Source organism: Herbidospora sp. RD11066, from assembly GCF_054661255.1.
This window is the reverse complement of record NZ_BAAGDO010000016.1, coordinates 93,655-113,797: the sequence shown is the minus strand read 5'-3', so window position 1 is coordinate 113,797 and position 20,143 is coordinate 93,655. Positions and strand designations below refer to the sequence as shown.

Genomic DNA, 20,143 nt, shown 5'->3' with positions numbered 1-20,143 from the left:
TCCGGCCACCCCGCGGCGTACGGCTACTTGATCTTCTCGGAGTCCGCGACGGCCTGCTTCCAGGCTTCTTCGGGGTCCTGGCCCTGGAGCTCGATGCGGCCGAGGCCGTTGCCCATGGCGACGTTCACGTCACCCGACTTGGGGCCGGTGTACTGCGGCTTCAGCGCCTTGGCGGCGTCGGTGAAGATCTTGCCGATGGGGGCGTCGCCGAAGTAGGGGTTCACGAAGTCGGCGACGGCCGGGTCGGTGTACAGCGAGGGCAGCGACGGCAGGGCCGAGGCGTCCTTCCACAGGGTGAGCTGGCTCTCCTTGCTGGTCAGGAAGTTGATCAGCTCGGCGGCCTCCTTCGGGTGCTTGCCCTGCTTGGGCGCCAGGAGGTGGGTGCCACCCTGGTTGCCGCCGCCGCCGGGCACGGCCGCGATGTCCCACGTGCCCTCGCCGGGCTTCTGGTCCTTGATCACGCCGGTCTTCCAGGCGGGGCAGACCATCGTGGCGAAGGTGCCCTTGGCGATGCCGGTGGTCCACTCGGGGGTGAACGCGACGAGCTTGCCCGACAGCTTGTTCTGGATCATGGAGACCGAGACGTCCCAGGCCTTGCGCACGTCGGGGTTGCTGCCGACGACGACCTTGTCGCTGGTGTCGTAGAAGCCGACGGGGGCCTGCTCGACCATCGCGCGGAAGTGCTCACCGGGGCCGTCGGTGAAGGCGGCCTTGCCGCCCGCGGCGACGAACTTCTTGCCGGTCTCGACGTACTGCTCCCAGGTCGGCCACAGGGCGCTGACCTCGTCGCGGTTGGTCGGCAGGCCGGCCTCCTTGAAGAGGTCGGGGCGGTAGCACATGGCCAGGCCACCGACGTCGGTGCCGAGGCCGATGAGCTGGGAACCGTCCTTCGACAGGCCTAACTGCCACTTCCAGTCGAGGTACTCGGACTGGCGGGAGGTCAGGCCGTAGTCGCCGAGGTTGTGGAACTTGTCGGCGACCTCGCGGAAGGTGGCGATGAAGCCGCCCTCGACGGCGACGACGTCCGCGGCGCCCGCACCGGTGGCGACCTGGGTGACCAGGTTGTTGTGGTGGTCGTTGAACTGCGCCCGGCGTTCGGTGATCTCGACGTTCGGGTGGGTCTTCTTGAACTCCTCGTACAGCGGCCCGTAGTGGAAGTCACTGAAGAGGGCGACCGTCAGCTTGACCGGTTCGGCGGCGGCGGGAGCGGCGGCGGAGCCGGTCGCGCCGGGAGCCGGCGTGTTCTCGCCACCACCACAGGCGGCCAGGAGGGAAGCGGCGATCAGGGGCACCAGCAGCCGCGCGGCACGGCGGCGAGGGGGGTGAGACATGCCGATGGAACCTTCCTATTTTTGATCATGAAGAGAACGTTCCCTGGAGTGAGGGTCGAGCGGAGCCCTGGGGGTTGTCAATGGGCTGAGAGATAACGATCGTCGTGACCTCCAGGGAACGTTCCCTGGTATTTTCACGTGTTCCAGCAGCTCACAGCCGTGCTCCGAGGATCTCCCGAATCAGATAGAGCGCTTTCTCGATTGTCACCGGATTTCCCGGAAGTTAATCCTAGTCTTGACAAAAGTCCAGAATCGGCAGGACGATCCTGGCGCGAGAGCGCTTTCTGTTATCTCAGGCCAGTTCTGCGGCCGGCTCGCACCGAGGAGGTTCCATGCGGGGATCAGCCCAGGTGGGCAGTCGTGCGCAGAGCGGGAACACGGCAGGAAGCGGGGCCCGAGGCAGGGCCCGAAGCGGTGCGCCTGCTTTGGGGCAGATTCGGAGCGCGAGCCGCGGAGGGCCTTCGGCCGTCCGCGTCTCGCTTTGGGCTCACCGCTGGGTGCGTGGCAAGAAGGTGCAGGCCTTCGGTGCCGGAAGGGTCGCGCCGGACCCGACCGGCACCGAACGCCTGGAAGATCAGCCCTGGGCCTTGAGGGCGTCGCGCCGGCCTTCCAGCTCCTCGGCGAGGGTGTCGAGCTGGTCGGCGCCGGCGATGAGGGACGACAGTTCGGCCGAGTCGGCCGGACCTTCACCCGCCCGGTCGCCGATCTGCTCCCGCAGGGAACGGGCCTCGGCGCGGATGCGGGCGATCTCCTCTTCCACCTGCTGCAGCTCACTCATGAATGGCCCCTACCCGGGCGAATGGAGTTCATGGGCCACCCCGTGCAAAACTGGGCACGGCGCCGTCTCGCGCCACACCTCCTGACCGGCGGTCCACGCCCGCCGGCACCGCGGAGGCAAAGGGGACCGCTGTCCTCGGGGCGTCGACATCGGCGTGCCTGACTCCAGGGCGGCGTCACCCGAGGCGCGTGGAGCCACCGGGTCGACGCGGCCTTAGAGGACACGGCCATGACCGACCGCAAGACCTTCAAGAAGCACGTGCGCGCGCGGATGGCGCGCACCGGTGAGTCGTACACGACCGCCCGGCGCCACGTGCTCTCCGCCGGGGCTCCCCCGCGCTCCCCGTTCGTGGTCCCGGGCTATCCGGCCACCGGCGGCGGCACCCACCACGCGTCGGCCCTGCTGCACCGGGTGCTGGCCCAGGCCGGGATCGATCACTCCGAGGCCCTGCTGGCCGGGCTGGGCGGCGGCATCGGCTTCCTGTACGCGATCTTCGAATACCCCTCGGTCACGACCATGACCATCGTGACCCAGCACCACCCCGACCCCTTCATCCCGGCCGCGCTGACCAGGGCCGGAATCCCCTACGAGGTGCGCACCACCGGGAGCGCGAACGTCGCCGAGCGCCGGCTCAGGACCGTCCTCGACGCCGGGACCCCGGCCGTCTGCCTGGTCGACCGGAACCTGCTGCCCTGGCATCCCGGCGTCCCGTTCGGCGACCCCTATCCGGTCGCGGTGATCGGCCTGGACGGCGACACCGTCCTCGTCGACGACCAGTGCACGACCCCGTCGGAGCTCCCGCTCGCCGATTTCCTGGCGGCCTGGGGCCGTCCCCGCAAGAGCCGCCACCACCTGCTCACGATCACCGGGAAACCCGGCCGCGAGCCCGACGTGGCCGACGCCGTCGCCACCACCCGGGCCCACCTCACCGGCCCCGTCCTGGGCAATTCCTTCGACGTCAACTTCGGCCTGTCGGGCATGCGCCGCCTGGTCGCCCAGCTCGGTGACCTCACCTCCCGCAAGGGCTGGCACGCCCGCTTCCCCACGCCGGAAGCGCTCCACTCGGCGCTGGCCCGGCTCCACGTCTGCCTGGAGATCGAATACGGCTCCCCCGGCGCCACCCGCCCGATCTACGCCGATTTCCTCGACGAGGTCGGCCGTCCCGAGGCGGCGTCGGTCTACCGCGAGGCAGGTGAGGCTTGGAGCCTGCTCGCCCGGCGGGCCCTGGCCTCCCCCGCGCTGAACCGGTTCGGGGAACTCGTCGAGGTGTTCATGACGGCCCAGGCGTGGGGCGGGTCGCCCGCCGACCTGGCGGAGGTGGTGCAGGCGGCGTACACGATCGAACCCGGCGAGATCGACCGGGCCACGCTGCTGCCGGAGCTCTCGGGGCTGGCGGAGGCGGCGGTCGCTCTGGAGGAACGGGCCCTGGCACACATGAACCCCTGATTCACGGGCAGACGGGGGGCCACGCCACATCTGCCTTCGAGGTGAGAACACATGGTTCTATTGGGCCTTCTCCTGATCGTGCTCGCGGGTGCGGTCTTGATCGAGATGTCCGTCCAGGAGACGACGGCGACCGCGACCACGCCCATCTCCGTGCTCGACTGGAACTTCACGCTGACGTCCTTCGAGATGTTCCTGCTCGGCGCGGCCACCGCCGCCGGGGTGCTGATCGGCCTGGCCATGGTCAGCGGCGGCATGCGCCGCAGCGTCACCAAGCGCCGCCGGATGCGCGAGGAGCGGCTGGCCGAGCGCGACCGCGTCTCCCGGCTGGAGAGCGAGAAGCGGAATCTGGAGCGCAAGCTCGTCGACCAGAACCACAACGGCGTCGACGACCGCGACGAGACCCGGCCGGTCGAGCGCGCCGAAGACGGCGACCAGCTCGTCGCGGGTGGCCGCCACTCCCGGCGCGACACCGTCTGAGTCACCGTCTGAATCTCCCAACGATCATCGGCCCCCGTCTCACCAGAGGCGGGGGCCGCTGCCGTTCCCTCGGTTGGAACGTTCTGCCATGCTTTTCCCGATCAGTAGCGGAGAAGAGTACGAATGACCGATCTGTTCACGCTCGGCGAGGTGCTGGGCGTCGTGACCGCCGACCGAATCCGGCACGACCAGTCCGCCCGGCTCGACCTGGAGGGCCCCGAGTTCACCGTGGCCGTCGGCGTGGCCAGGCTCGGGCACTCGGCGACCTTCCTCGGCCGGGTCAGTGACGACGAGGTCGGGGTGCGGAGCCTGACCGCCTTACGCGGCGAGGGGGTCGACGTCTCGCACATGCGGGTCGACGAGACCGCCGCCAGCGGCCTGGCGCTGCGCCAGCGGCGGATCGGCCGGGTGGCGCACGCCGTCTTCTACCGGGAGGGCTCGGCCGGGTCGCGCCTGTCGACCGGCGACGTGCCGGCCGCCGCGATCCAGGACTCCCGGATCCTGCACGTCACCGGCATCACCCCCGCCCTGAGCGGCTACGCGTGGAGCGCGGTGCACCACGCGGTCAAGCTGGCCAAGGACGCCGGAGTGCTCGTCTCGGTCGACGTCAACCACCGCTCGACGCTGTGGGACAGCGTCGAGGAGGCCCGCCAGGGGCTGCTCGAACTCTCCTCGACGGCCGACCTCCTGTTCGCCAACCAAGATGAACTCGACCTGGTCGAGCCCGCGCTCGCCCGGGTGCCCGAACTCGTCGTGACGCGCGGATCGAAGGGCGCCAGTTCGACGGTCGAGGGTTTCCGGTACGACACCCAGGCCGCCCCCGTGACGGTCGTCGACGCGACCGAGGTCGGCGGCGCGTTCGTGGCCGGTTACCTGAGCGCGCTGCTCGACGGGGTGCACCCCTCCGACCGGCTCAAGCGGGGCATGGCGGTGGCGGCGTTCGCGGTGGCCAGCCACTCGACCTGGCAGGGGCTGCCCAACCGGTCAGAGCTGCCCCCGTGACCTGACCCGCACGTTCTGCGGATCGTAGACCGGTCCGGTGACCACGTCGGCCCCCACCCAGCCGCCGTTCACGCCGACCTCGACCCTGGTCACGCCCTTGGGCAGGTAGGCGTAGGCGATCGACGTGTCGGTGCGGTGGCCGTAGCCGCCCGAGGTGACCCGCGAGGCGGGCACCCCGTCGACCCGCACCGGCTCGCCGCCGAGGCAGACCTCGGCGGGGTCGTCGACGACGAGACAGGCCAGTTTCACGGCCGATTCGGTGCGCGGGATCGACTTCCGGACCGCGAACCCGAGACCCGCCTCGAACGGGGTCGTCTCGGGCGTGATGTCGGAGCCCCAGACCCGGTAGCCCTTCTCCAGGCGCATCGACTCGATCGCCTTGTAGCCACCGGGCCGCACCCCGGTCGCGACCAGGGTGTCCCACAACGTGAGGCCGAACTCGACCGGGGTGTAGAGCTCCCAGCCGTACTCTCCGACGAAGGTCACCCGCTGGGCCCGCACCGGCACGTATCCCACGCTGATCTCCCGCGACTGCATGTAGCCGAAGCTCAGGTCGTCGCCGGTCAGGCCGCTGAGGAGGTCGTGGGAGTCGGGGCCCCACAGGCAGTAGCAGGCGTAGGCCGAGGTGACGTCGGTGACCTCGACGCCGTGCCTTCTGAGCAGGGCCGCGTCGTGGCCGCCGAAGGCGGTTCCCGTCACGAGCCGGAACCGGTCGTCGCCGAGGCGGGTGATCGTGACGTCGGCCTCGATGCCGCCGCGCGCGTTGAGGAGCTGGGTGTAGACGACCGTGCCGACCGGGCGGTCGAGGTCGTTCCCGGCCAGGGCCTGGAGCCGCTCGAACCCGCGCAGGTCGAACTTGGCGAACGAGGTCTGGTCGAACAGCCCGGCGGAGTCGCGGGTGGCCAGGCATTCCTCACGGACGGCGGGCGACCAGATCCGCCCGGCCCACCCGTTCGGTCGCGGCGAGTCCCATCGACGCGCGGCGTACCAGTTGACCCGCTCCCAGCCCGCCTTCTCCCCGAACTCGGCGCCCAGTTCGGCGTGCCGGGCATAGGCGGGCGAGCGCCGCAGCGGCCGGGCCGCCTGCCGCTCCTGACCCGGGTAGACGATGTCGTAATAGGCACTGTACGAATCCAGCACCTTCGCCCGCGCCCACGCCTGCGACCGGGCGTGCGGCCCGAAGCGTGAGACGTCCATGGCGAACATGTCGTATTCGGGGGCGCCGTCGACGATCCACTCGGCCGTCACCTTGCCCACGCCTCCGGCCGCGGCCAGGCCGTGCACGCAGAAACCGGCGGCGACCCAGAGGCCGCGCACCGAGGTCTCCCCCAGCAGGAACTCCCCGTCGGGCGTGAACGCCTCGGGCCCGTGCACGACCTTCACGATCTCGCCGCGCTCCCGCAGGTGCGGCAGGCGCTGCACGGCGGACGTCCACGACTCCTCGAACTTCGCCATGTCCGGTTCGAAGAGATGACGCGGCTCGACCAGCGGATTCGGCTCGTCCCAGACCTGCGGGGTGCGGACGTAACCGCCCACGAGGATCCCGCCCGCCTCCTCGCGGAAGTAGACGATGTTGTCGGGGTCGCGCACGGTCGGCATGTCGTCCGAAATGCCGGTCGATTCGGTCACGACGTATTGATGCTTGATCGGCACGATGGGCAGGTCGACCCCGGCCATCCGCCCGATCACCCCGGACGCCGCCCCGGCCGCGTTGACGACCGTGCCGGTCCTGATGACGTGATCGCCCACCCGCACTCCGGTGACGCGGCCGTCTTCCACCGAGAGGCCGGTCACGGTCACCCCGGTGAAGATCCGTACACCCAGCTTGCGGGCCCCTTCGGCGAGCGCCCGCGCGAGCCGGGCCGGGTCGAGCCAGCCGTCGCCGGGCAGCCAGAGCGCCGACAGCACGTCGCCGGTCTCCAGCAGCGGCAGGCGGTCTTTCGCCTGGGCACCGGTGAGAAGTTCGAGGTCGAGGCCGTACGTCTCGGCCGCGCCCGCCTGCCGGACGAGCTCCTCATGGCGTTCGGGCGTGGTCGCGAGCCGGAGGCCGCCGACGCCGTGCCAGCCGGGGTCGAGACCGGTGAGCTCGCGGAGTTCTGGGTACAGACCCGCTGAATACATGATCATGCGGGTCTGGGTCACCGTCGAGCGCAGCTGCCCGACGAAACCGGCGGAGTGCCAGGTCGTGCCCTCGGTCAGGTCGTGCCGTTCGACGAGGACGACGTCCTGCCAGCCGAGCCGGGCCAGGTGGTAGGCGACCGAACATCCGGCCACCCCGCCCCCGATGACGACCGCTCGGGCGTCTGCGGGAAGTTGCACCATCGGTACCGTCCTGTAACAACTGACGCCCAAAATGCGATCAATGGTCTAAACGTAGACCAAAAGGAGTCAGGCATGCCAGATCCTGTCGCGGCCGCGCTGGGTCTGGTCGCGTCCTGGGCCGGCCGCCCGATCACTCATACCCGGATCAAGGGCGGACTGAGCCACTACATCGCCCGGGTGGAGACCGACGAGGGCGACCGCTGGCTGCTGCGCGTGCTCGATCCGAAGATCGCCGCCACAGGGCTCGGCCTCCCCCTCGACCAGGAGATCGCCAACACGCTGGTCGCCGCCGACACGGGCGTCGGCGCCCGGGTGCTGCACGAACTGCCGGGCGCGCTGATCCTGGAGTACATCGACGGCGTCACGCTCGACGCCCCGGCCGTCCGGGCCCGGATCTCGCAGGTCGCGAAGGCCTGCAAGGCGCTCCACGCCGGTCCGCGCTTCGCCAACGACTTCTCGATCTTCCGCAAGTACGACGGCTTCGTCGCCCTCTGCCGCGAGCACGACCTGACGGTCCCCGACGGCTTCCACGACTGGGCCGGGACCGTCCACGCGATTGAACAAACCCTGGCGAAACGCCACATAACGGACGTACCCTGCCACAACGACCTGCTCCCCGAGAACTTCATCGAGGCGCAGGGCCGGGTCAGAATCGTCGACTACCAGCTTTCCGGCAACAACGACCCCTGTTTCGAACTGGGCGACATCGCCGCCGAGGCCTCCTTCGACCCCGACGACGTCGAACGGCTCACCCGAGCCTATTTCGGCACCCACGACGAGGCACTGATCGCCCGCGTGCGACTGAACGTGATCATGTCCAATCTGACCTGGACACTCTGGTTCGTCGTCCACCACGGGCTGGTCGCCCAGCAGCGCGACTTCGACTACAACGCCGAAGCCGCCACCAAGTTCGCCAAGGCGACGGGCGACCTCACGGACCCCGGCTTCGGAGCTCTCATGGAGGCCGCCGGCCGGTAACCCCCCCACTGCACGGCATGAGGAGGCCTCGATGGCTCAATCCCTCGACGACGACGCCAAGCGACTGGCGGAACTCGGTTACAAACAGGAGCTGTCCCGAACCTGGAGCGGCTTCTCCAACTTCGCGATCTCCTTCTCCATCATCTCGATCCTGGCCGGCTGTTTCACCACGTTCGGACAGGCCTGGAACAACGGCGGGCCCATCGCCATCTCCTGGGGCTGGCCGCTGATCTCGGTCTTCATCCTGATCATCGGCCTGTGCATGTCGGAGCTGGTGTCGGCCTATCCGACGGCGGGCGGCATCTACTGGTGGGCCGCCAAGATGGGCAAGCCGATCCACGGCTGGTTCACCGGGTGGTTCAACCTCATCGGCCTGGTGGCGGTGACCGCGTCGGTCGACTACGGCTGCGCGACGTTCCTGAACATCACACTCAACCGGTTCTTCGGCCTTGAGATCTCGTTGACGATGACGTTCATCCTGTTCGCGGTCGTCCTGGCGCTGCACGCACTGATCAACATCTTCAGCCACCGGCTGATCGCGCTGCTCCAGAACGTCTCGGTGTGGTGGCACGTGTTCGGCGCCGCCGCGGTCGTGCTGATCCTGATCTTCGGCCCGGACTCGCACCAGTCGATGTCGTTCGTCTTCACCGAGACGATCAACCGGTCGGGCTTCAGCGACAGCACCTTCTGGTTCTTCGTGCTGCCGCTGGGCTTCCTGCTCACCCAGTACACGATCACGGGCTTCGACGCCTGTGCCCACGTGTCGGAGGAGACGCAGGGCGCCTCAATGTCGGCGGCGCGCGGGCTGTGGCAGTCGATCTTCTACTCGGCCATCGGCGGCTGGGTGCTCCTGTTGGCCTTCCTGTTCGCGGCCACCGACGTGACCGCGATCAACGACGCGGGCGGCTTCGTCGGGGCCATCTTCGACACTTCACTGTCGGGGAACCTGGCCAACGCGATCTTCGCGATCTCCACGATCGGCCAGTTCTTCTGCGGCATGAGCTGCGTGACCTCGATGTCGCGGATGACCTACGCGTTCTCCCGGGACGGTGCCGTCCCCGGGTGGCGGCTCTGGTCCAAGGTGGACAAGAACCGGACACCGGTGAACGCGATCATCCTGGGCTGCATCGCGGCCCTGATCCTGACCCTGCCCGCCCTCTACGCGCCGGCCGGATCGACCACCCCGGTGGCGTTCTACGCCGTCGTCTCGGTAGCGGTAATCGGCCTCTACATCGCCTTCGCCATCCCGATCTACCTGCGGCTGCGCATGGGTGACCGGTTCCAGCCCGGCCCGTGGACGCTGGGCTCGAAGTACAAGGTGATGGGCTGGATCGCGATCATCGAGATCGTGATCGTGTCGATCTACTTCATCATGCCGCTGTCGCCCGCCGCGGTGCCGTTCTCCGCCGACTTCGCCTGGACCGCCGTGAACTACGCGCCGATCGTCGTCGGTGTGATGGTCATCGGCGTCGGCCTGTGGTGGGCGCTGTCGGCCCGCCACTGGTTCACCGGCCCGCGCCGGACCGTGGACGAAGAGGTCAAATAGCTTCGAAGGTCGCCGCCACGGCGGCGGCCACCGTCGCCATGTCACCGGAGTGAACCTCACGCGAGACCGACGTCATGTCGACGTCGGGCATCCCGCAGGGCACCGCCAGGTCCCACGGGGTGAGGTCGCCGTCGACGTTGATGGCGAAGCCGTGGCTGGTCACGCCCTTGGACGCGCGCATCCCGATCGAGACGATCTTGCGCGCGTTCGCGCGGGTCCAGACCCCGGTGAGCAGCTCGGAGCCGGGCGGCGTGTCGCGCCGCTCGGCCTCGACACCCACCGCGGCGAGGGCCTCGACCAGCCGGAGTTCGACCTCGCGGATGTAGTCGACGACCCCCTCGCCGACGCGCAGCTTGACGATCAGATAGCCGACCAGCTGCCCGGGGCCGTGGTAGGTGAGCTGCCCGCCCCTGGTCGTCGTCACCACGGGGATGCCGTGGGAGGGGTCGGGCAGGTGTTCCGTCAGCGTCCGCCGGCCGACCGTGAACACCTTCGGGTGGCTGAGCAGCCACAGGGTGTCGGGTCGGCGATCCTCCTGGCGCTCGACGACGAGTTCCTCCATGGTGGCCATGGCCTTCTCGTAGTCGACCAGCTCATCGTGGATCAGGGTCAGCGGCCGTGCGTCCATGAAAACAGAGGATAGGTCAGTGGTGCGCGTACTTCTGCGCGGGTGCCTTGGGAAAGAGCACCCACATGATCAGGTACGCGATCACCTGCGGACCGGGGAGGATGCAGGAGAGGACGAACAGCAGCCGGACGAGCGTCGGCGGCATGTTGAAGCGCTCGGCGATACCGCCGCAGACCCCGGCGATGATCTTGTGGTGACGGGATCGGTGCATCAGGAGTTCCTCCATCGTGTGGATCGGTTACTCGGTTCAACGAACCGTCAAATCACCCCGTTCCACCACGAACCCTGAGAAAACCCTTAGGTGACGAGCAGTGCCATCGCCATCGGGTTCTGGTACTCCCGCCACAGGACCACCCGCCCGTCCCTGACCCGCACCACCACCGCGAACGGCGCCGCCGCCCGCAGCCCGTCGGCCGCGCGCACCCCCTCGACCTCGTATTCGATGAAGGCCACCTGCGGGTCGGCCGTCTCGTGCACGACCACGTCACGCACGTCGGTGAACGTGATGCGCGCCCGCACCGCCTCCCGCTGCGGCGCGGCCCTGGCCACGAACGCCTCCCGTCCCTCGATGCGCCGGGGCGTGCCCGGCGGGGCGAACGGGCTCTCGACCACCCCGTCGTCGGCGAGGAAGTGTTCGAGACCCGCGGCGGACGGGGTCAGCAGATGGTCGCGGAATCGTTCGAACGCCTCGCGCGGTCCGGTCAGCAGCATGCGCGGCTCCTAAAATGAGTAGCGACTCACTTTCTGTGGCCTAAATTATGAGTCACCACTCATCTTGTCAACGGAGCGCTGTTGTCCCCTCGCGCCGACGCCCTGCGCAACCGGGCCCGCATCCTGGCCGCCGCCGCCGAGGTGTTCGACACCCACGGCACGTCCGCGTCGACCGAGGAGGTCGCCCGTACGGCGGGGGTCGCGGTCGGCACCGTCTTCCGGCATTTCCCCACCAAGGCCGACCTGCTCACCGCGCTGATGAAGGACCTCCAGGAGCGGCTGGCCGCCTGGGCCACCAGGCTCACCACCGAAGGCGACGGACAGGCGCTGTTCACGTTCTTCGCCCAGGTCGTCGAATACGCGGCGGGCGCGCGCACCGTCGTCCACCTGCTCGCCGCCGGCGGCACCGACGTGGGGGTCGACCGCCAGGTCGCGGGTCTGGGCGCCGCCGTGGAGGCGCTGCTCGCGCGGGCCGTTGCGGCCGGGACCGTGCGGCCGGACGTGCGGCCCGACGAGGTCACCGCGCTGCTGACCGCCGCCTGCCACGGCGCCCTGGCCGCCGGATGGACCCCCGACCTGCGCCACCGCACGGTGGCCAGGCTGCTCGACGGGCTGCGCGCCTAGGGGGCGACGTGCCGGTCGGAGGGCGGATAGGCGAACGGGCTCAAAGCGGCGCCGAACTTGACCAGCGCCCCGATGGTCGCCTTCCTGATCGAGTCGTGCAGGAGGATCCAGGCGATCCACCCGATGACGAGGTTCATCCAGTAGGACACCAGCCGGTAGAGCAGCACGACCGCCGCCGCCTCCCCGCCCGACATCCCGGCCGCCAGGTACGTCGCCGCCATCCCGACCTCGGCCACCCCCAGCCCGCCCGGCACGACGGCGAACGCGGCGGCCGTCTTGGCCGCCACGAACCCCAGCAGGACGGTGTGCGGGTTGGCCGTCACCTCGATCGCGACGCAGACCGCGCCGAGGCTGACGACGTCGAGCACCCAGTTGAGCAGCGCCAGGTTGGCCAGCCGCAGATGGTCGCGCCGGGTGCCGCCGACCGTGGCGAAGGTGGCCCGCAACTGCTTGGCCACCTTGGGCATCCGGTCGATCAGGTGCCCGGCCTTGAAGACCAGCACCCCGAGCACGATCACCCCGCCGAGCGCGATCAGCGTGACCGTCCGGGTCTCCGGCGAGAAGACCAGCGCCACCAGCGCCAGCACCCCGAACGTGCCCCCGGAGTAGGCCGCCGCCAGCACCAGCACCGCCGCGATCAGCCGCTTCCCGGCGCCCAGCTTCGCGAACACCTGGGTCGTGTACGCCACCGACACCACCGGCCCGGCCGGCAGCGACCCCGCCACGGCGTTCCTGGCGAAGGTGACCGCCAGGATCCGCGGCCGGGAGACCTTGACCCCGCCCAGCGCCAGCAACCGGCGGAAGAACCGCGCGAACACGACCATGGCCAGCAACTGGAACCCCGCGGCCACCAGCAGCCAGTTGGTGTCGGCCGCGGTGATCACATTCCACACTTCGGACGGTGATGGCAGGGAGTCCCGCAGCGTGAGGTACGCCAACACGGCCAGCCCCGCCATGGCCGGCCATTTCAACCGGCGAATCATCCTCACCCCAAGAATGATGCACGTTTGACCTGAGACATCGCTGAGAGGGTCAGGGTCAAGCCAACCGCGGCCCACCCCGCCAGCACCAGCAGGGGGAGCCCGAGCGCGGCCCCGTCGAAGAAGACGACGTTCCTGATGGCGGCCGATCCCTGGCCCACCGGAAGAACGTTCCCGATCGCCGCGTACCACTCGGGGATGAACCGCGCCCCGAGCGGCCCGCCACTGGCCGGCACCCCGACCAGCACGAAGAGCAGACCGGCCAGCCCGGCCCCGGCCGTTCCGATGATCCGCACCAGCCCCGAGACGACCAGCCCGAGCGTGATCACGATCGCCGCCGACACCCCCGCCAGCGCGAGGAAGGCCCCGGGCAGCGCCCCGAACACGACGTCCCCGAGCCAGGCGTTGGCCAGCCCGACGGTGACCCCGGCGAGCGCGACGCCGCCGAGCCCCACGAGCGGCTTCTCCCTGGCCGCCGCCACCCCGATGGCGATGCCCGGGATGACCAGCCCGATCACGAAGAACATCCCGGCGATCCCGCCCTGGTCGCCGGGCGGCAGCGGATGCGCGTCCTCGACGGTGAGGGGCGCGGCGGCCGTGAACACCGAGGTGATGATCGTCGACGCCGACCGGCTCGCCGCACTGGCGACCACCAGCTTCTGCGCCTGCGGCAGCACGACCGCGTCGACCTCCCGGTTCGCCAGCGCCTCGCGGGCGGCGGCCTCGTCGGCGTAGGCCGTGAGCTCGAACTTGCCCTGGAGCTTCTCGGCCATCGGCCCGACGGCCTGCGGCGGCCCGACGACCGCGACGGGCACGTCGTGGGGCTCGGGCGAGTGCAGCGCCCCCACGAACGAGCCGACGACGAACATCCCGATGAGCGTGGCCAGCACCACGGCCGGGATCAGCCTCTTCATGATTTCTCCCATTGATGACTTCAACGCTGTTGAGTTCAACATAGATGAATTCAACGTGGTTGAATAGTCCACATGGAAAGCAGCAAGTCAGGACGCCGGCCCGGCTCACCCCAGACCAGAGACGCGATCCTGGAGGCCGCCATCGCCTCCTTCGTCGAGTCGGGCTACGCCGCCACGACCATCCGCGCCGTCGCCCGCACCGCCGACGTCGACCCGGCCCTGGTCATGCACTTCTTCGGCTCCAAAGACGGCCTCTTCGACGCCGCCCTGCGCGGCGCCATGCCCGTCGAGGAACTCGGCTCGGCCCTCTCGGGCGACCCGTCTTCTCTGGGTGTACGACTCACGCGCCGCTACCTCGACCTCTGGGAGAGCCCGGAGACCGGCCCCAGAATCCGCGCCATCGTCGGCTCCATAGCCACCACGCCGGCGGCGGCCCAGATCATGCGCGACTTCATGACCGGCGAACTGGCCGCCCCCATCGCGAAACACCTGCCGGGCGACCATCCCGAGCGCCGCGCGATCCTCGCCGCGGCCCAGCTCATGGGCATGGCCTTCGCCCGCTACATCCTCGCCCTCGAACCCATGACGGCCATGACCGTCGACGAACTGGTGATCTCCGTAGGCCCGTCCGTCCAGCGCTATCTGACAGGGGATCTTGGGTAATAGGGTGGGAAAGGCCCTGAAAACGGAGGTTCTTGTGGACGCGACGGCCCTCCAGACCCACTCGAAGCTGATCCTTCGCCAGAAGATCACCCCGATGGTCAACCGTTACGTGGTGAGCACGGAGTCCCCCGACGGCTCCGAGGGCACGGTGGTCGCGTTCGCCGAACAGAAACGCCTGACTCTGAAAGAGCAGGTGACCTTCTACACCGACGAGTCCCGCGCGGAGGCTCTGGCCTCCTTCAAGGCCCGCAAGGTCATCGACCTCGCGAGCGGCTACGACGTGGTCGACGCCTCGGGCACCTCGATCGGCATGTTCCGCAAGGACTTCGGGAAGTCGCTGCTGCGCTCGACGTGGCACGTGCAGCAGCCCGGGCTGCCGACGTACACGGGGACCGAACGCAAGCTGTCGGTGGCCCTGTTACGCCGCTTCTCCGACTCCCTGGAGTGGCTGCCCTACCACTTCGACTTCAGCGTGGGCGCCTCGATCGCCTTCTCGGTCGACCGCAAGTGGGGCCTGCGCGACAGATACGCCATCGAGATCAACGACCCGAGGTTGGACCGGCGGTTGGTCATCGCGATGGCGGTGGCATTGGACGCGCTGCAGTCCAGATAAAAGGAAAAACCCGGCCCACAAGGAGCCGGGTGGTCTACATCTCCATTGTAGCTGATCGTTTGCGCTCCGTGGCGATTTCCGCGTGCCCGCTCACCATTCCGCGGGTCGGTTGTAGCGAGCGACCGGGTCGGGCAACTGGTGGGCGTAGAACTCGTTGTCGGTCAACTGCCGCCACCAGTGCCCACCGACACCCACCGCGGCCTGGTCTCTCAAGCTCGCCGCCAACGGACCGGGCGACGGGTTGATCAGCCCGACCGGCACGTTCTGCCGAGTCTGCCTCAGGGGGAGGCGCAGATCGCTGTCGTTGGAGATGACCACCACACCATCGACGACCCCGGTGAGGACGTCGGTGATGAGATGCGAGGCGACGTTGACGTCAGAGCCCTTCTCCTCGCGATTGACGACGGACATCATGAACACCGCGTCGAGCACAGGAGCGCCGTTCTTGTCCTGGATCAGCACCGGCCACTGCGGCCGAACGAGCTGGGGGCGGCCTTTCGCGTCTTTGACCGCCAGCGGCGCGCTTCTCACGCGGGCCACGTAGTAGCCGTATTCGATGTGATCCACGCTTCCGTGAGCGAGCAGCGCCTTCAGATAGACATCCTGATCTGCGTGGGCCGAGGCACTGATGGCGCCATCGACGCGAGCCGTGCAGTACACGACCCGTTCGATATGTGCTCCACGCCAGGAAACACGCGCGTTGACCAGCGACTGGGCGAGGGCGCGGATATCGAGCCAGCGCCACCCTGGCGCGCCTCGCCCGCAGTTCGCCCGTCCCCCGTAGTAGAGATTGAATCCGTCGACGTAGACCCCGATTCGCATAAGCGGAAGTTAGCGATTTTCTGTCCTGTACGTGTACTGAACCAGGATATTGGTCTCATGAACCCTCAACGTGAGAGCTGGCAGGAGCTCAGAGACCGCCGCAATCTGGAGCCAGGCGCGGCGGAGGCCTATGAGCAGGTGCGGATCGAGCACGGCGCCGAGCCGGGGCGGGTGCGCGCCATCCTCCTCACCCCCGGCGGGCACCTGCTGACGATCAAGCGGGTGCGGCCGGGGCAGGCGCCCTACTGGGTCTTCCCCGGCGGCGGCATCGAACCCGGTGACGCGAGCCCGGAAGACGCGCTGTTGCGGGAGGTCCGGGAGGAGCTCGGCGGGAGTGCGGTCATCGAGTCGATCTTCTACCTCGATCCCCGGGGCGAATACTTCTACCTGGCTCGGATCGACGCATGGGATCCCGCGCTCAGGACAGGCCCCGAGTTCGCCGATCCGGGGCGGGGCGAGTACATCATCGAGGAGATCCCGATCGACCGGCTGGCGGAGATCGACCTGAAGCCGGAGGAAGTGGCGAAGCGGCTGATCAGTTCGGGGAAGGTGCACCGGCCCGCCGCCGGTTCGTAGTGGCGTCGTCGGCGGTCGGCGGAAAGTCGGGGGAACACCTTCGCGGCTCTCCGTGTTACGGTGCTATCGGGATTGCGTGTTTCTGGCCGCTGAGCGGCACACGTTCCCGAAAACCTCACTTCTGATTCGCCGAAGGCGTCCCACAGGGCCTTCGTGGCCTGCCTTCCCGTGCTCCCAAGGAGCCCATCATGGCAACCCCCCTCGTTCGCCGTACCCGAAATGTGGGCGGCATCCTCGACGGTCGTCACCTCCGGGTCGACGGCTACCTCAAATCTTCCAACGATGTCGTCGTACCGCCTGAGCTGCTCAAAGGGCTCCGGACGGGCGACGTCGTCCACGGCACGGCCCAGAACGGCAAGCTCGTCTCCATCGACGCCGGGCCGCCCGCCGAGCGGCCGCATTTCGCGGAGCTCACCCCCGTCCACCCCGAAGAGCGGCTCCGGCTGGAGACGAACAAGTCGGTGCTGTCCACGCGGGTCATCGACCTGCTGACCCCCATCGGCAAGGGGCAGCGGGGGCTCATCGTGGCGCCGCCCAAGGCCGGCAAGACGCTCATTCTCAAGGCCATCGCCAATGCGGTCAGCGCCAACCATCCCGACGTCCACCTCATGGTCGTGCTGGTCGACGAGCGGCCCGAAGAGGTCACCGACATGCGGGAGTCGGTGAACGGAGAGGTCATCGCCTCGACGTTCGACCGGCCGCCGACCGACCACATCACCGTCGTCGAGCTCGCGGTCGAGCGGGCCAAGCGGCTCGTCGAACTCGGGCATGACGTCGTGCTGCTCATCGATTCGATCACCCGGGTCGGGAGGGCGTACAACATGACCCTGCCCGGCGGCGGGAAGACGCTCAGCGGCGGGATCGACGTGCGGGCCATCCACCCGCCGAAGCGGGTGCTGGGCGCGGCGCGGAAGCTGCGCGAAGGCGGTTCGCTGACGATCATCGCGACGGCCCTGGTCGAGACCGGGTCGAAGATGGACGACAACCTCTTCGAAGAGTTCAAGAGCACCGGCAACATGGAGCTGCGGCTCAGCCGCGCCCTGTCCGAGAAGCGGGTCTTCCCCGCCGTCGACGTCACCGGGTCGGGCACCCGCCGTGAGGAGCTCCTCTTCGACGCCGCCGAGCTGCCGCTGGTCTGGCGGCTGCGCAAGGCGCTGCACACCCACGAGAGTTACGAGCCGTTCCTGTCCCGGCTGAAGGACACCGGCTCCAACGCCGAGCTTCTCCTCGGTCTGTCCCAAGCGGCCTAAGCTGACGGGCGTGCTCCCGGTCACCGACGCCCTGCCGCGACTGCTGGCCGCCCTCGACGACGCCGGCGCGGCCGTGCTGACCTCGCCTCCCGGCAGCGGCAAGACCACGATCGTCCCGCTCGCGCTGGCCCCACGCAGGGTCGTGGTGGCCGAGCCCCGGCGGATCGCCGTCCGGGCCGCCGCGCGGCGGATGGCCTGGTCTCTGGGCGAGAAGGTCGGCGAACGGGTCGGCTACACCATCCGCGGCGAACGCCAGGTCTCCCGCAATACGCAGATCGAGGTCGTGACGACCGGCGTCCTGCTGCACCGGCTCCAGCGCGATCCCGAGCTCGACGGGGTCGATGTGGTCATCGTCGACGAGTGCCACGAACGCCACCTCGACGCCGACACGACCCTGGCCTTCCTTCTTGACGTACGCGCCGCTCTCCGCCCCGACCTGCGCATTCTGGCCATGTCGGCGACCGCCGACGCCCCCCGATGGGCCGCGCTCGTCGGCGGGCCCGTGGTGGAGGCCCCGGGCGCGGTGCACCCCCTCGACGTCGTGTGGGCGCCGCCACCCAAACCGGCCGTGATCTGGCCCCGGGTCGACGCGGCCTTCCTCTCCCACGTGGCCGCGACGGTCCGCCGGGCCTACAGCGAGCGGACCGGCGACGTGCTCTGCTTCCTGCCCGGCGTGGCCGAACTCGGCGCGGTCGGCCGCCAGCTCGGTGACCTGCACGTTCTCCAGGTGCACGGCGGATCGTCGTCCCAGGTCCAGGACGCGGTGCTCTCCCCCGGCCAGGAGCGCCGCGTCATCCTGGCCACCTCGGTCGCCGAGTCGAGCCTGACCGTGCCGGGGGTGCGGATCGTGGTCGACTCGGGTCTGGCGCGGGAACCCCGCATGGACCACGCCCGCGGCCTGGGTTCCCTGGTGACCGTCCCCACGTCGAAGGCGGCGGCCACCCAGCGGGCGGGCCGGGCCGGTCGCGAGGGCCCGGGAGTCGTCTACCGCTGCTGGCCGGAGGCCGAACGCCGGGCCGACCATCCCCAGCCGGAGATCGCCCTGGCCGACCTGACCTCCTTCGCCCTCCAGGCGGCCTGCTGGGGCTCCGACCAACTGGCCTTGCTCGACCAGCCTCCCGCCGGAGCCCTCAAGGTGGCGAGAGAGACCCTCACCCTCCTGAACGCCCTCGACAACGGCAAGGTGACTCCGCACGGGCGACGGATCGCCGACATCGGAGTGCATCCTCGGCTGGCCAGGGCGTTGCTCGATGCCGCACCGCTGACCGGGGCGCGGAAGGCCGCCGAACTCGTCGCCCTCCTGTCGGGACAACTCCCCAGAGACGCCTCCGACGACCTCGTCACCGCCTGGCGGGCCAACCGCACACCAGAGGTGCGACGGGAGGCCGACCGGCTGATGCGGGACATCCCCGCAGGTGAAAAGGCCATCGGCGACGACCAGGCCGCCGGGATCGTGGTGGCGCTCGCCTATCCCGAGCGGGTCGCTCGCCGGCGGCCCGGGTCCGGGTTCGTGATGGCCTCGGGGACGGGGGCCGAGGTCCAGCAGGGGTCGCGGCTCGGTGAGGCCGAGTGGCTGGCGGTGGCGGTGGCCGATCGGGCGACCGGGAGGGCCGCCGCGCGGATCCGGCAGGCGGCCGTCATCGATGAGGACACCGCGCTCATGTCGGGGCCCGTGATCGAGGAAGACGAGATCGCCTGGCGTGACGGCGATGTCGTGGCCCGGCGCACGCGCAGGCTGGGGGCGATCGAGTTGTCGTCCAGAGCACTGAAAAATGCCGATGTCTCCGAGGCCGTCAAGGAAGGGCTCCGGCAGGAAGGGCTGGGGCTGCTCACGTGGACTCCGGCCGCCCAGGCGCTCAGGGAGCGGATGGAGTTCGCGCGCCGGGCGAAAGGCGATCCGTGGCCCGAGGTCGGGACCGCGCTGGTCGAGGCGCTCGATCTCACCAAGGTGAGGCGCCGCGCCGATCTGGCCGCCGTCGATGTGTCGGCCACGCTCAAAAGGCTCGTTCCCTGGTCGGTACGTCTCGACGAGGTCGTACCGGAACGACTGGAGATCCCCACCGGCGCGCAGGTCCGCCTCGACTACAGCGGTGACCGGCCGGTGCTGGCGGCGCGGGTCCAGGAGTTGTTCGGGTGGACGGCGACCCCGGCCGTGGCGGGGGTTCCGGTCACCATCCACCTGCTGTCACCCGCCGGAAGACCCGTCGCGGTGACGGGGGATCTGGCGTCGTTCTGGCGGGAAGGCTATCGGCAGGTCCGGGCCGAGCTGCGGGGGCGTTATCCGAAGCATCCCTGGCCGGAGGATCCGCTGGCCGCACCGCCCACTTCCCGGACCAACCCCCGTCGTCGCTAGACGATCAGTCAAGATCCGGCGCTTCTCGGTCAAGCGATCATCCGCGTTATTCCCCAAATGGACATTCCCCTACTTTTCATCCCATTTGTCCACTTACGGTGCTGGGGACAGCACAAATCGCATACGCAG

At 69.2% G+C, this 20,143-nt stretch carries 20 protein-coding genes; 11 read left to right on the top strand and 9 right to left on the bottom strand.

Annotated features, from left to right (window positions below; translation table 11 throughout):
* Positions 1-23 precede the first annotated feature (23 nt).
* Together ACYQ78_RS38115 and ACYQ78_RS38110 are read right to left on the bottom strand one after the other, a co-directional pair.
* On the bottom strand, positions 24-1,331 hold the full coding sequence (locus ACYQ78_RS38115; RefSeq protein ID WP_459805861.1) for an ABC transporter substrate-binding protein: 1,308 nt from the start codon (positions 1,329-1,331) through the stop codon (positions 24-26).
* A 574-nt stretch (positions 1,332-1,905) separates the two neighbouring features.
* Positions 1,906-2,109, bottom strand: coding sequence for a hypothetical protein (locus ACYQ78_RS38110; protein ID WP_459805860.1), 204 nt, complete (start codon positions 2,107-2,109; stop codon positions 1,906-1,908).
* A gap of 228 nt (positions 2,110-2,337) precedes the next feature.
* On the opposite strand from ACYQ78_RS38110, the gene ACYQ78_RS38105 reads away from it, so the two are divergent.
* The 3 genes from ACYQ78_RS38105 to ACYQ78_RS38095 all read left to right on the top strand — a co-directional run bounded on the left by ACYQ78_RS38105 (position 2,338) and on the right by ACYQ78_RS38095 (position 5,034).
* Positions 2,338-3,555, top strand: a complete 1,218-nt coding sequence (locus tag ACYQ78_RS38105) for a BtrH N-terminal domain-containing protein (RefSeq protein WP_459805859.1) — start codon at positions 2,338-2,340, stop codon at positions 3,553-3,555.
* Between the two features lie 51 nt (positions 3,556-3,606).
* Positions 3,607-4,032 (top strand): hypothetical protein, encoded by a 426-nt coding sequence (locus ACYQ78_RS38100; RefSeq protein WP_459805858.1) that lies wholly within the window; start codon positions 3,607-3,609, stop codon positions 4,030-4,032.
* Between the two features lie 123 nt (positions 4,033-4,155).
* Positions 4,156-5,034: a sugar kinase gene (locus tag ACYQ78_RS38095; protein WP_459805857.1), complete on the top strand. Its 879-nt coding sequence runs from the start codon at positions 4,156-4,158 to the stop codon at positions 5,032-5,034.
* On the opposite strand, the gene ACYQ78_RS38090 is transcribed toward ACYQ78_RS38095, so the two are convergent.
* The gene (locus ACYQ78_RS38090; protein WP_459805856.1) at positions 5,017-7,353 is read right to left on the bottom strand and encodes a GcvT family protein; all 2,337 of its coding nucleotides are present in this window, start codon (positions 7,351-7,353) and stop codon (positions 5,017-5,019) included. The two genes, ACYQ78_RS38095 and ACYQ78_RS38090, sit on opposite strands and share 18 nt — an antisense overlap.
* Before the next feature lie 75 nt (positions 7,354-7,428).
* Here ACYQ78_RS38090 and ACYQ78_RS38085 point away from each other — a divergent pair, with 75 nt between their 5' ends.
* Together ACYQ78_RS38085 and ACYQ78_RS38080 are read left to right on the top strand one after the other, a co-directional pair.
* Positions 7,429-8,334: a phosphotransferase gene (locus tag ACYQ78_RS38085; RefSeq protein WP_459805855.1), complete on the top strand. Its 906-nt coding sequence runs from the start codon at positions 7,429-7,431 to the stop codon at positions 8,332-8,334.
* 31 nt (positions 8,335-8,365) lie between these two features.
* Positions 8,366-9,880, top strand: coding sequence for an amino acid permease (locus tag ACYQ78_RS38080; protein ID WP_459805854.1), 1,515 nt, complete (start codon positions 8,366-8,368; stop codon positions 9,878-9,880).
* Here ACYQ78_RS38080 and lipB read toward each other — a convergent pair.
* The 3 genes from lipB to ACYQ78_RS38065 all read right to left on the bottom strand — a co-directional run bounded on the left by lipB (position 9,873) and on the right by ACYQ78_RS38065 (position 11,219).
* A complete protein-coding gene (gene lipB / locus ACYQ78_RS38075) occupies positions 9,873-10,508 on the bottom strand; it encodes a lipoyl(octanoyl) transferase LipB (RefSeq protein WP_459805853.1) in 636 nt (211 codons plus the stop codon). The genes ACYQ78_RS38080 and lipB overlap by 8 nt on opposite strands.
* A gap of 16 nt (positions 10,509-10,524) precedes the next feature.
* The gene (locus ACYQ78_RS38070) at positions 10,525-10,719 is read right to left on the bottom strand and encodes a PspC domain-containing protein (protein ID WP_459805852.1); all 195 of its coding nucleotides are present in this window, start codon (positions 10,717-10,719) and stop codon (positions 10,525-10,527) included.
* An 86-nt stretch (positions 10,720-10,805) separates the two neighbouring features.
* Positions 10,806-11,219, bottom strand: a complete 414-nt coding sequence (locus ACYQ78_RS38065) for a nuclear transport factor 2 family protein (protein ID WP_459805851.1) — start codon at positions 11,217-11,219, stop codon at positions 10,806-10,808.
* Between the two features lie 81 nt (positions 11,220-11,300).
* Here ACYQ78_RS38065 and ACYQ78_RS38060 point away from each other — a divergent pair, with 81 nt between their 5' ends.
* Positions 11,301-11,843 (top strand): TetR/AcrR family transcriptional regulator, encoded by a 543-nt coding sequence (locus ACYQ78_RS38060; RefSeq protein WP_459805850.1) that lies wholly within the window; start codon positions 11,301-11,303, stop codon positions 11,841-11,843.
* Here ACYQ78_RS38060 and ACYQ78_RS38055 read toward each other — a convergent pair.
* Both ACYQ78_RS38055 and ACYQ78_RS38050 read right to left on the bottom strand, forming a co-directional pair.
* On the bottom strand, positions 11,840-12,826 hold the full coding sequence (locus tag ACYQ78_RS38055; protein ID WP_459805879.1) for a lysylphosphatidylglycerol synthase transmembrane domain-containing protein: 987 nt from the start codon (positions 12,824-12,826) through the stop codon (positions 11,840-11,842). The two genes, ACYQ78_RS38060 and ACYQ78_RS38055, sit on opposite strands and share 4 nt — an antisense overlap.
* Positions 12,827-12,828: 2 nt before the next feature.
* Positions 12,829-13,737, bottom strand: coding sequence for a hypothetical protein (locus tag ACYQ78_RS38050; RefSeq protein ID WP_459805849.1), 909 nt, complete (start codon positions 13,735-13,737; stop codon positions 12,829-12,831).
* Between the two features lie 72 nt (positions 13,738-13,809).
* Between ACYQ78_RS38050 and ACYQ78_RS38045 the strand changes: the two genes are divergently transcribed.
* Positions 13,810-14,400, top strand: coding sequence for a TetR/AcrR family transcriptional regulator (locus ACYQ78_RS38045; protein WP_459805848.1), 591 nt, complete (start codon positions 13,810-13,812; stop codon positions 14,398-14,400).
* Between the two features lie 34 nt (positions 14,401-14,434).
* Positions 14,435-15,013 carry an LURP-one-related/scramblase family protein gene (locus ACYQ78_RS38040; RefSeq protein ID WP_459805847.1) on the top strand — a complete coding sequence of 193 codons (579 nt, stop codon included), beginning with the start codon at positions 14,435-14,437 and terminating at the stop codon, positions 15,011-15,013.
* Positions 15,014-15,103: 90 nt separating this feature from the next.
* On the opposite strand, the gene ACYQ78_RS38035 is transcribed toward ACYQ78_RS38040, so the two are convergent.
* Entirely contained in the window at positions 15,104-15,835 is a 732-nt protein-coding gene (locus ACYQ78_RS38035) for an NYN domain-containing protein (RefSeq protein ID WP_459805846.1), read from the bottom strand.
* A gap of 57 nt (positions 15,836-15,892) precedes the next feature.
* On the opposite strand from ACYQ78_RS38035, the gene ACYQ78_RS38030 reads away from it, so the two are divergent.
* The 3 genes from ACYQ78_RS38030 to hrpB all read left to right on the top strand — a co-directional run bounded on the left by ACYQ78_RS38030 (position 15,893) and on the right by hrpB (position 20,014).
* A complete protein-coding gene (locus ACYQ78_RS38030) occupies positions 15,893-16,411 on the top strand; it encodes an NUDIX hydrolase (RefSeq protein ID WP_459805845.1) in 519 nt (172 codons plus the stop codon).
* Positions 16,412-16,599: 188 nt separating this feature from the next.
* Positions 16,600-17,661: a transcription termination factor Rho gene (rho, locus tag ACYQ78_RS38025; RefSeq protein WP_459805844.1), complete on the top strand. Its 1,062-nt coding sequence runs from the start codon at positions 16,600-16,602 to the stop codon at positions 17,659-17,661.
* Positions 17,662-17,671: 10 nt separating this feature from the next.
* A complete protein-coding gene (gene hrpB, locus ACYQ78_RS38020) occupies positions 17,672-20,014 on the top strand; it encodes an ATP-dependent helicase HrpB (RefSeq protein ID WP_459805843.1) in 2,343 nt (780 codons plus the stop codon).
* The last annotated feature ends 129 nt before the right edge of the window (positions 20,015-20,143 follow it).

What these genes read in the sequence shown, in the direction of transcription:
- ACYQ78_RS38115 (WP_459805861.1), bottom strand. Translation starts at nt 1,331, where the DNA reads ATGTCTCACCCCCCTCGCCGCCGTGCCGCGCGGCTGCTGGTGCCCCTG.
- ACYQ78_RS38110 (WP_459805860.1), bottom strand. Translation starts at nt 2,109, where the DNA reads ATGAGTGAGCTGCAGCAGGTGGAAGAGGAGATCGCCCGCATCCGCGCC.
- ACYQ78_RS38105 (WP_459805859.1), top strand. Translation starts at nt 2,338, where the DNA reads ATGACCGACCGCAAGACCTTCAAGAAGCACGTGCGCGCGCGGATGGCG.
- ACYQ78_RS38100 (WP_459805858.1), top strand. Translation starts at nt 3,607, where the DNA reads ATGGTTCTATTGGGCCTTCTCCTGATCGTGCTCGCGGGTGCGGTCTTG.
- ACYQ78_RS38095 (WP_459805857.1), top strand. Translation starts at nt 4,156, where the DNA reads ATGACCGATCTGTTCACGCTCGGCGAGGTGCTGGGCGTCGTGACCGCC.
- ACYQ78_RS38085 (WP_459805855.1), top strand. Translation starts at nt 7,429, where the DNA reads ATGCCAGATCCTGTCGCGGCCGCGCTGGGTCTGGTCGCGTCCTGGGCC.
- ACYQ78_RS38080 (WP_459805854.1), top strand. Translation starts at nt 8,366, where the DNA reads ATGGCTCAATCCCTCGACGACGACGCCAAGCGACTGGCGGAACTCGGT.
- lipB (WP_459805853.1), bottom strand. Translation starts at nt 10,508, where the DNA reads ATGGACGCACGGCCGCTGACCCTGATCCACGATGAGCTGGTCGACTAC.
- ACYQ78_RS38070 (WP_459805852.1), bottom strand. Translation starts at nt 10,719, where the DNA reads ATGCACCGATCCCGTCACCACAAGATCATCGCCGGGGTCTGCGGCGGT.
- ACYQ78_RS38065 (WP_459805851.1), bottom strand. Translation starts at nt 11,219, where the DNA reads ATGCTGCTGACCGGACCGCGCGAGGCGTTCGAACGATTCCGCGACCAT.
- ACYQ78_RS38055 (WP_459805879.1), bottom strand. Translation starts at nt 12,826, where the DNA reads ATGATTCGCCGGTTGAAATGGCCGGCCATGGCGGGGCTGGCCGTGTTG.
- ACYQ78_RS38050 (WP_459805849.1), bottom strand. Translation starts at nt 13,737, where the DNA reads ATGAAGAGGCTGATCCCGGCCGTGGTGCTGGCCACGCTCATCGGGATG.
- ACYQ78_RS38045 (WP_459805848.1), top strand. Translation starts at nt 13,810, where the DNA reads ATGGAAAGCAGCAAGTCAGGACGCCGGCCCGGCTCACCCCAGACCAGA.
- ACYQ78_RS38035 (WP_459805846.1), bottom strand. Translation starts at nt 15,835, where the DNA reads ATGCGAATCGGGGTCTACGTCGACGGATTCAATCTCTACTACGGGGGA.
- ACYQ78_RS38030 (WP_459805845.1), top strand. Translation starts at nt 15,893, where the DNA reads ATGAACCCTCAACGTGAGAGCTGGCAGGAGCTCAGAGACCGCCGCAAT.
- rho (WP_459805844.1), top strand. Translation starts at nt 16,600, where the DNA reads ATGGCAACCCCCCTCGTTCGCCGTACCCGAAATGTGGGCGGCATCCTC.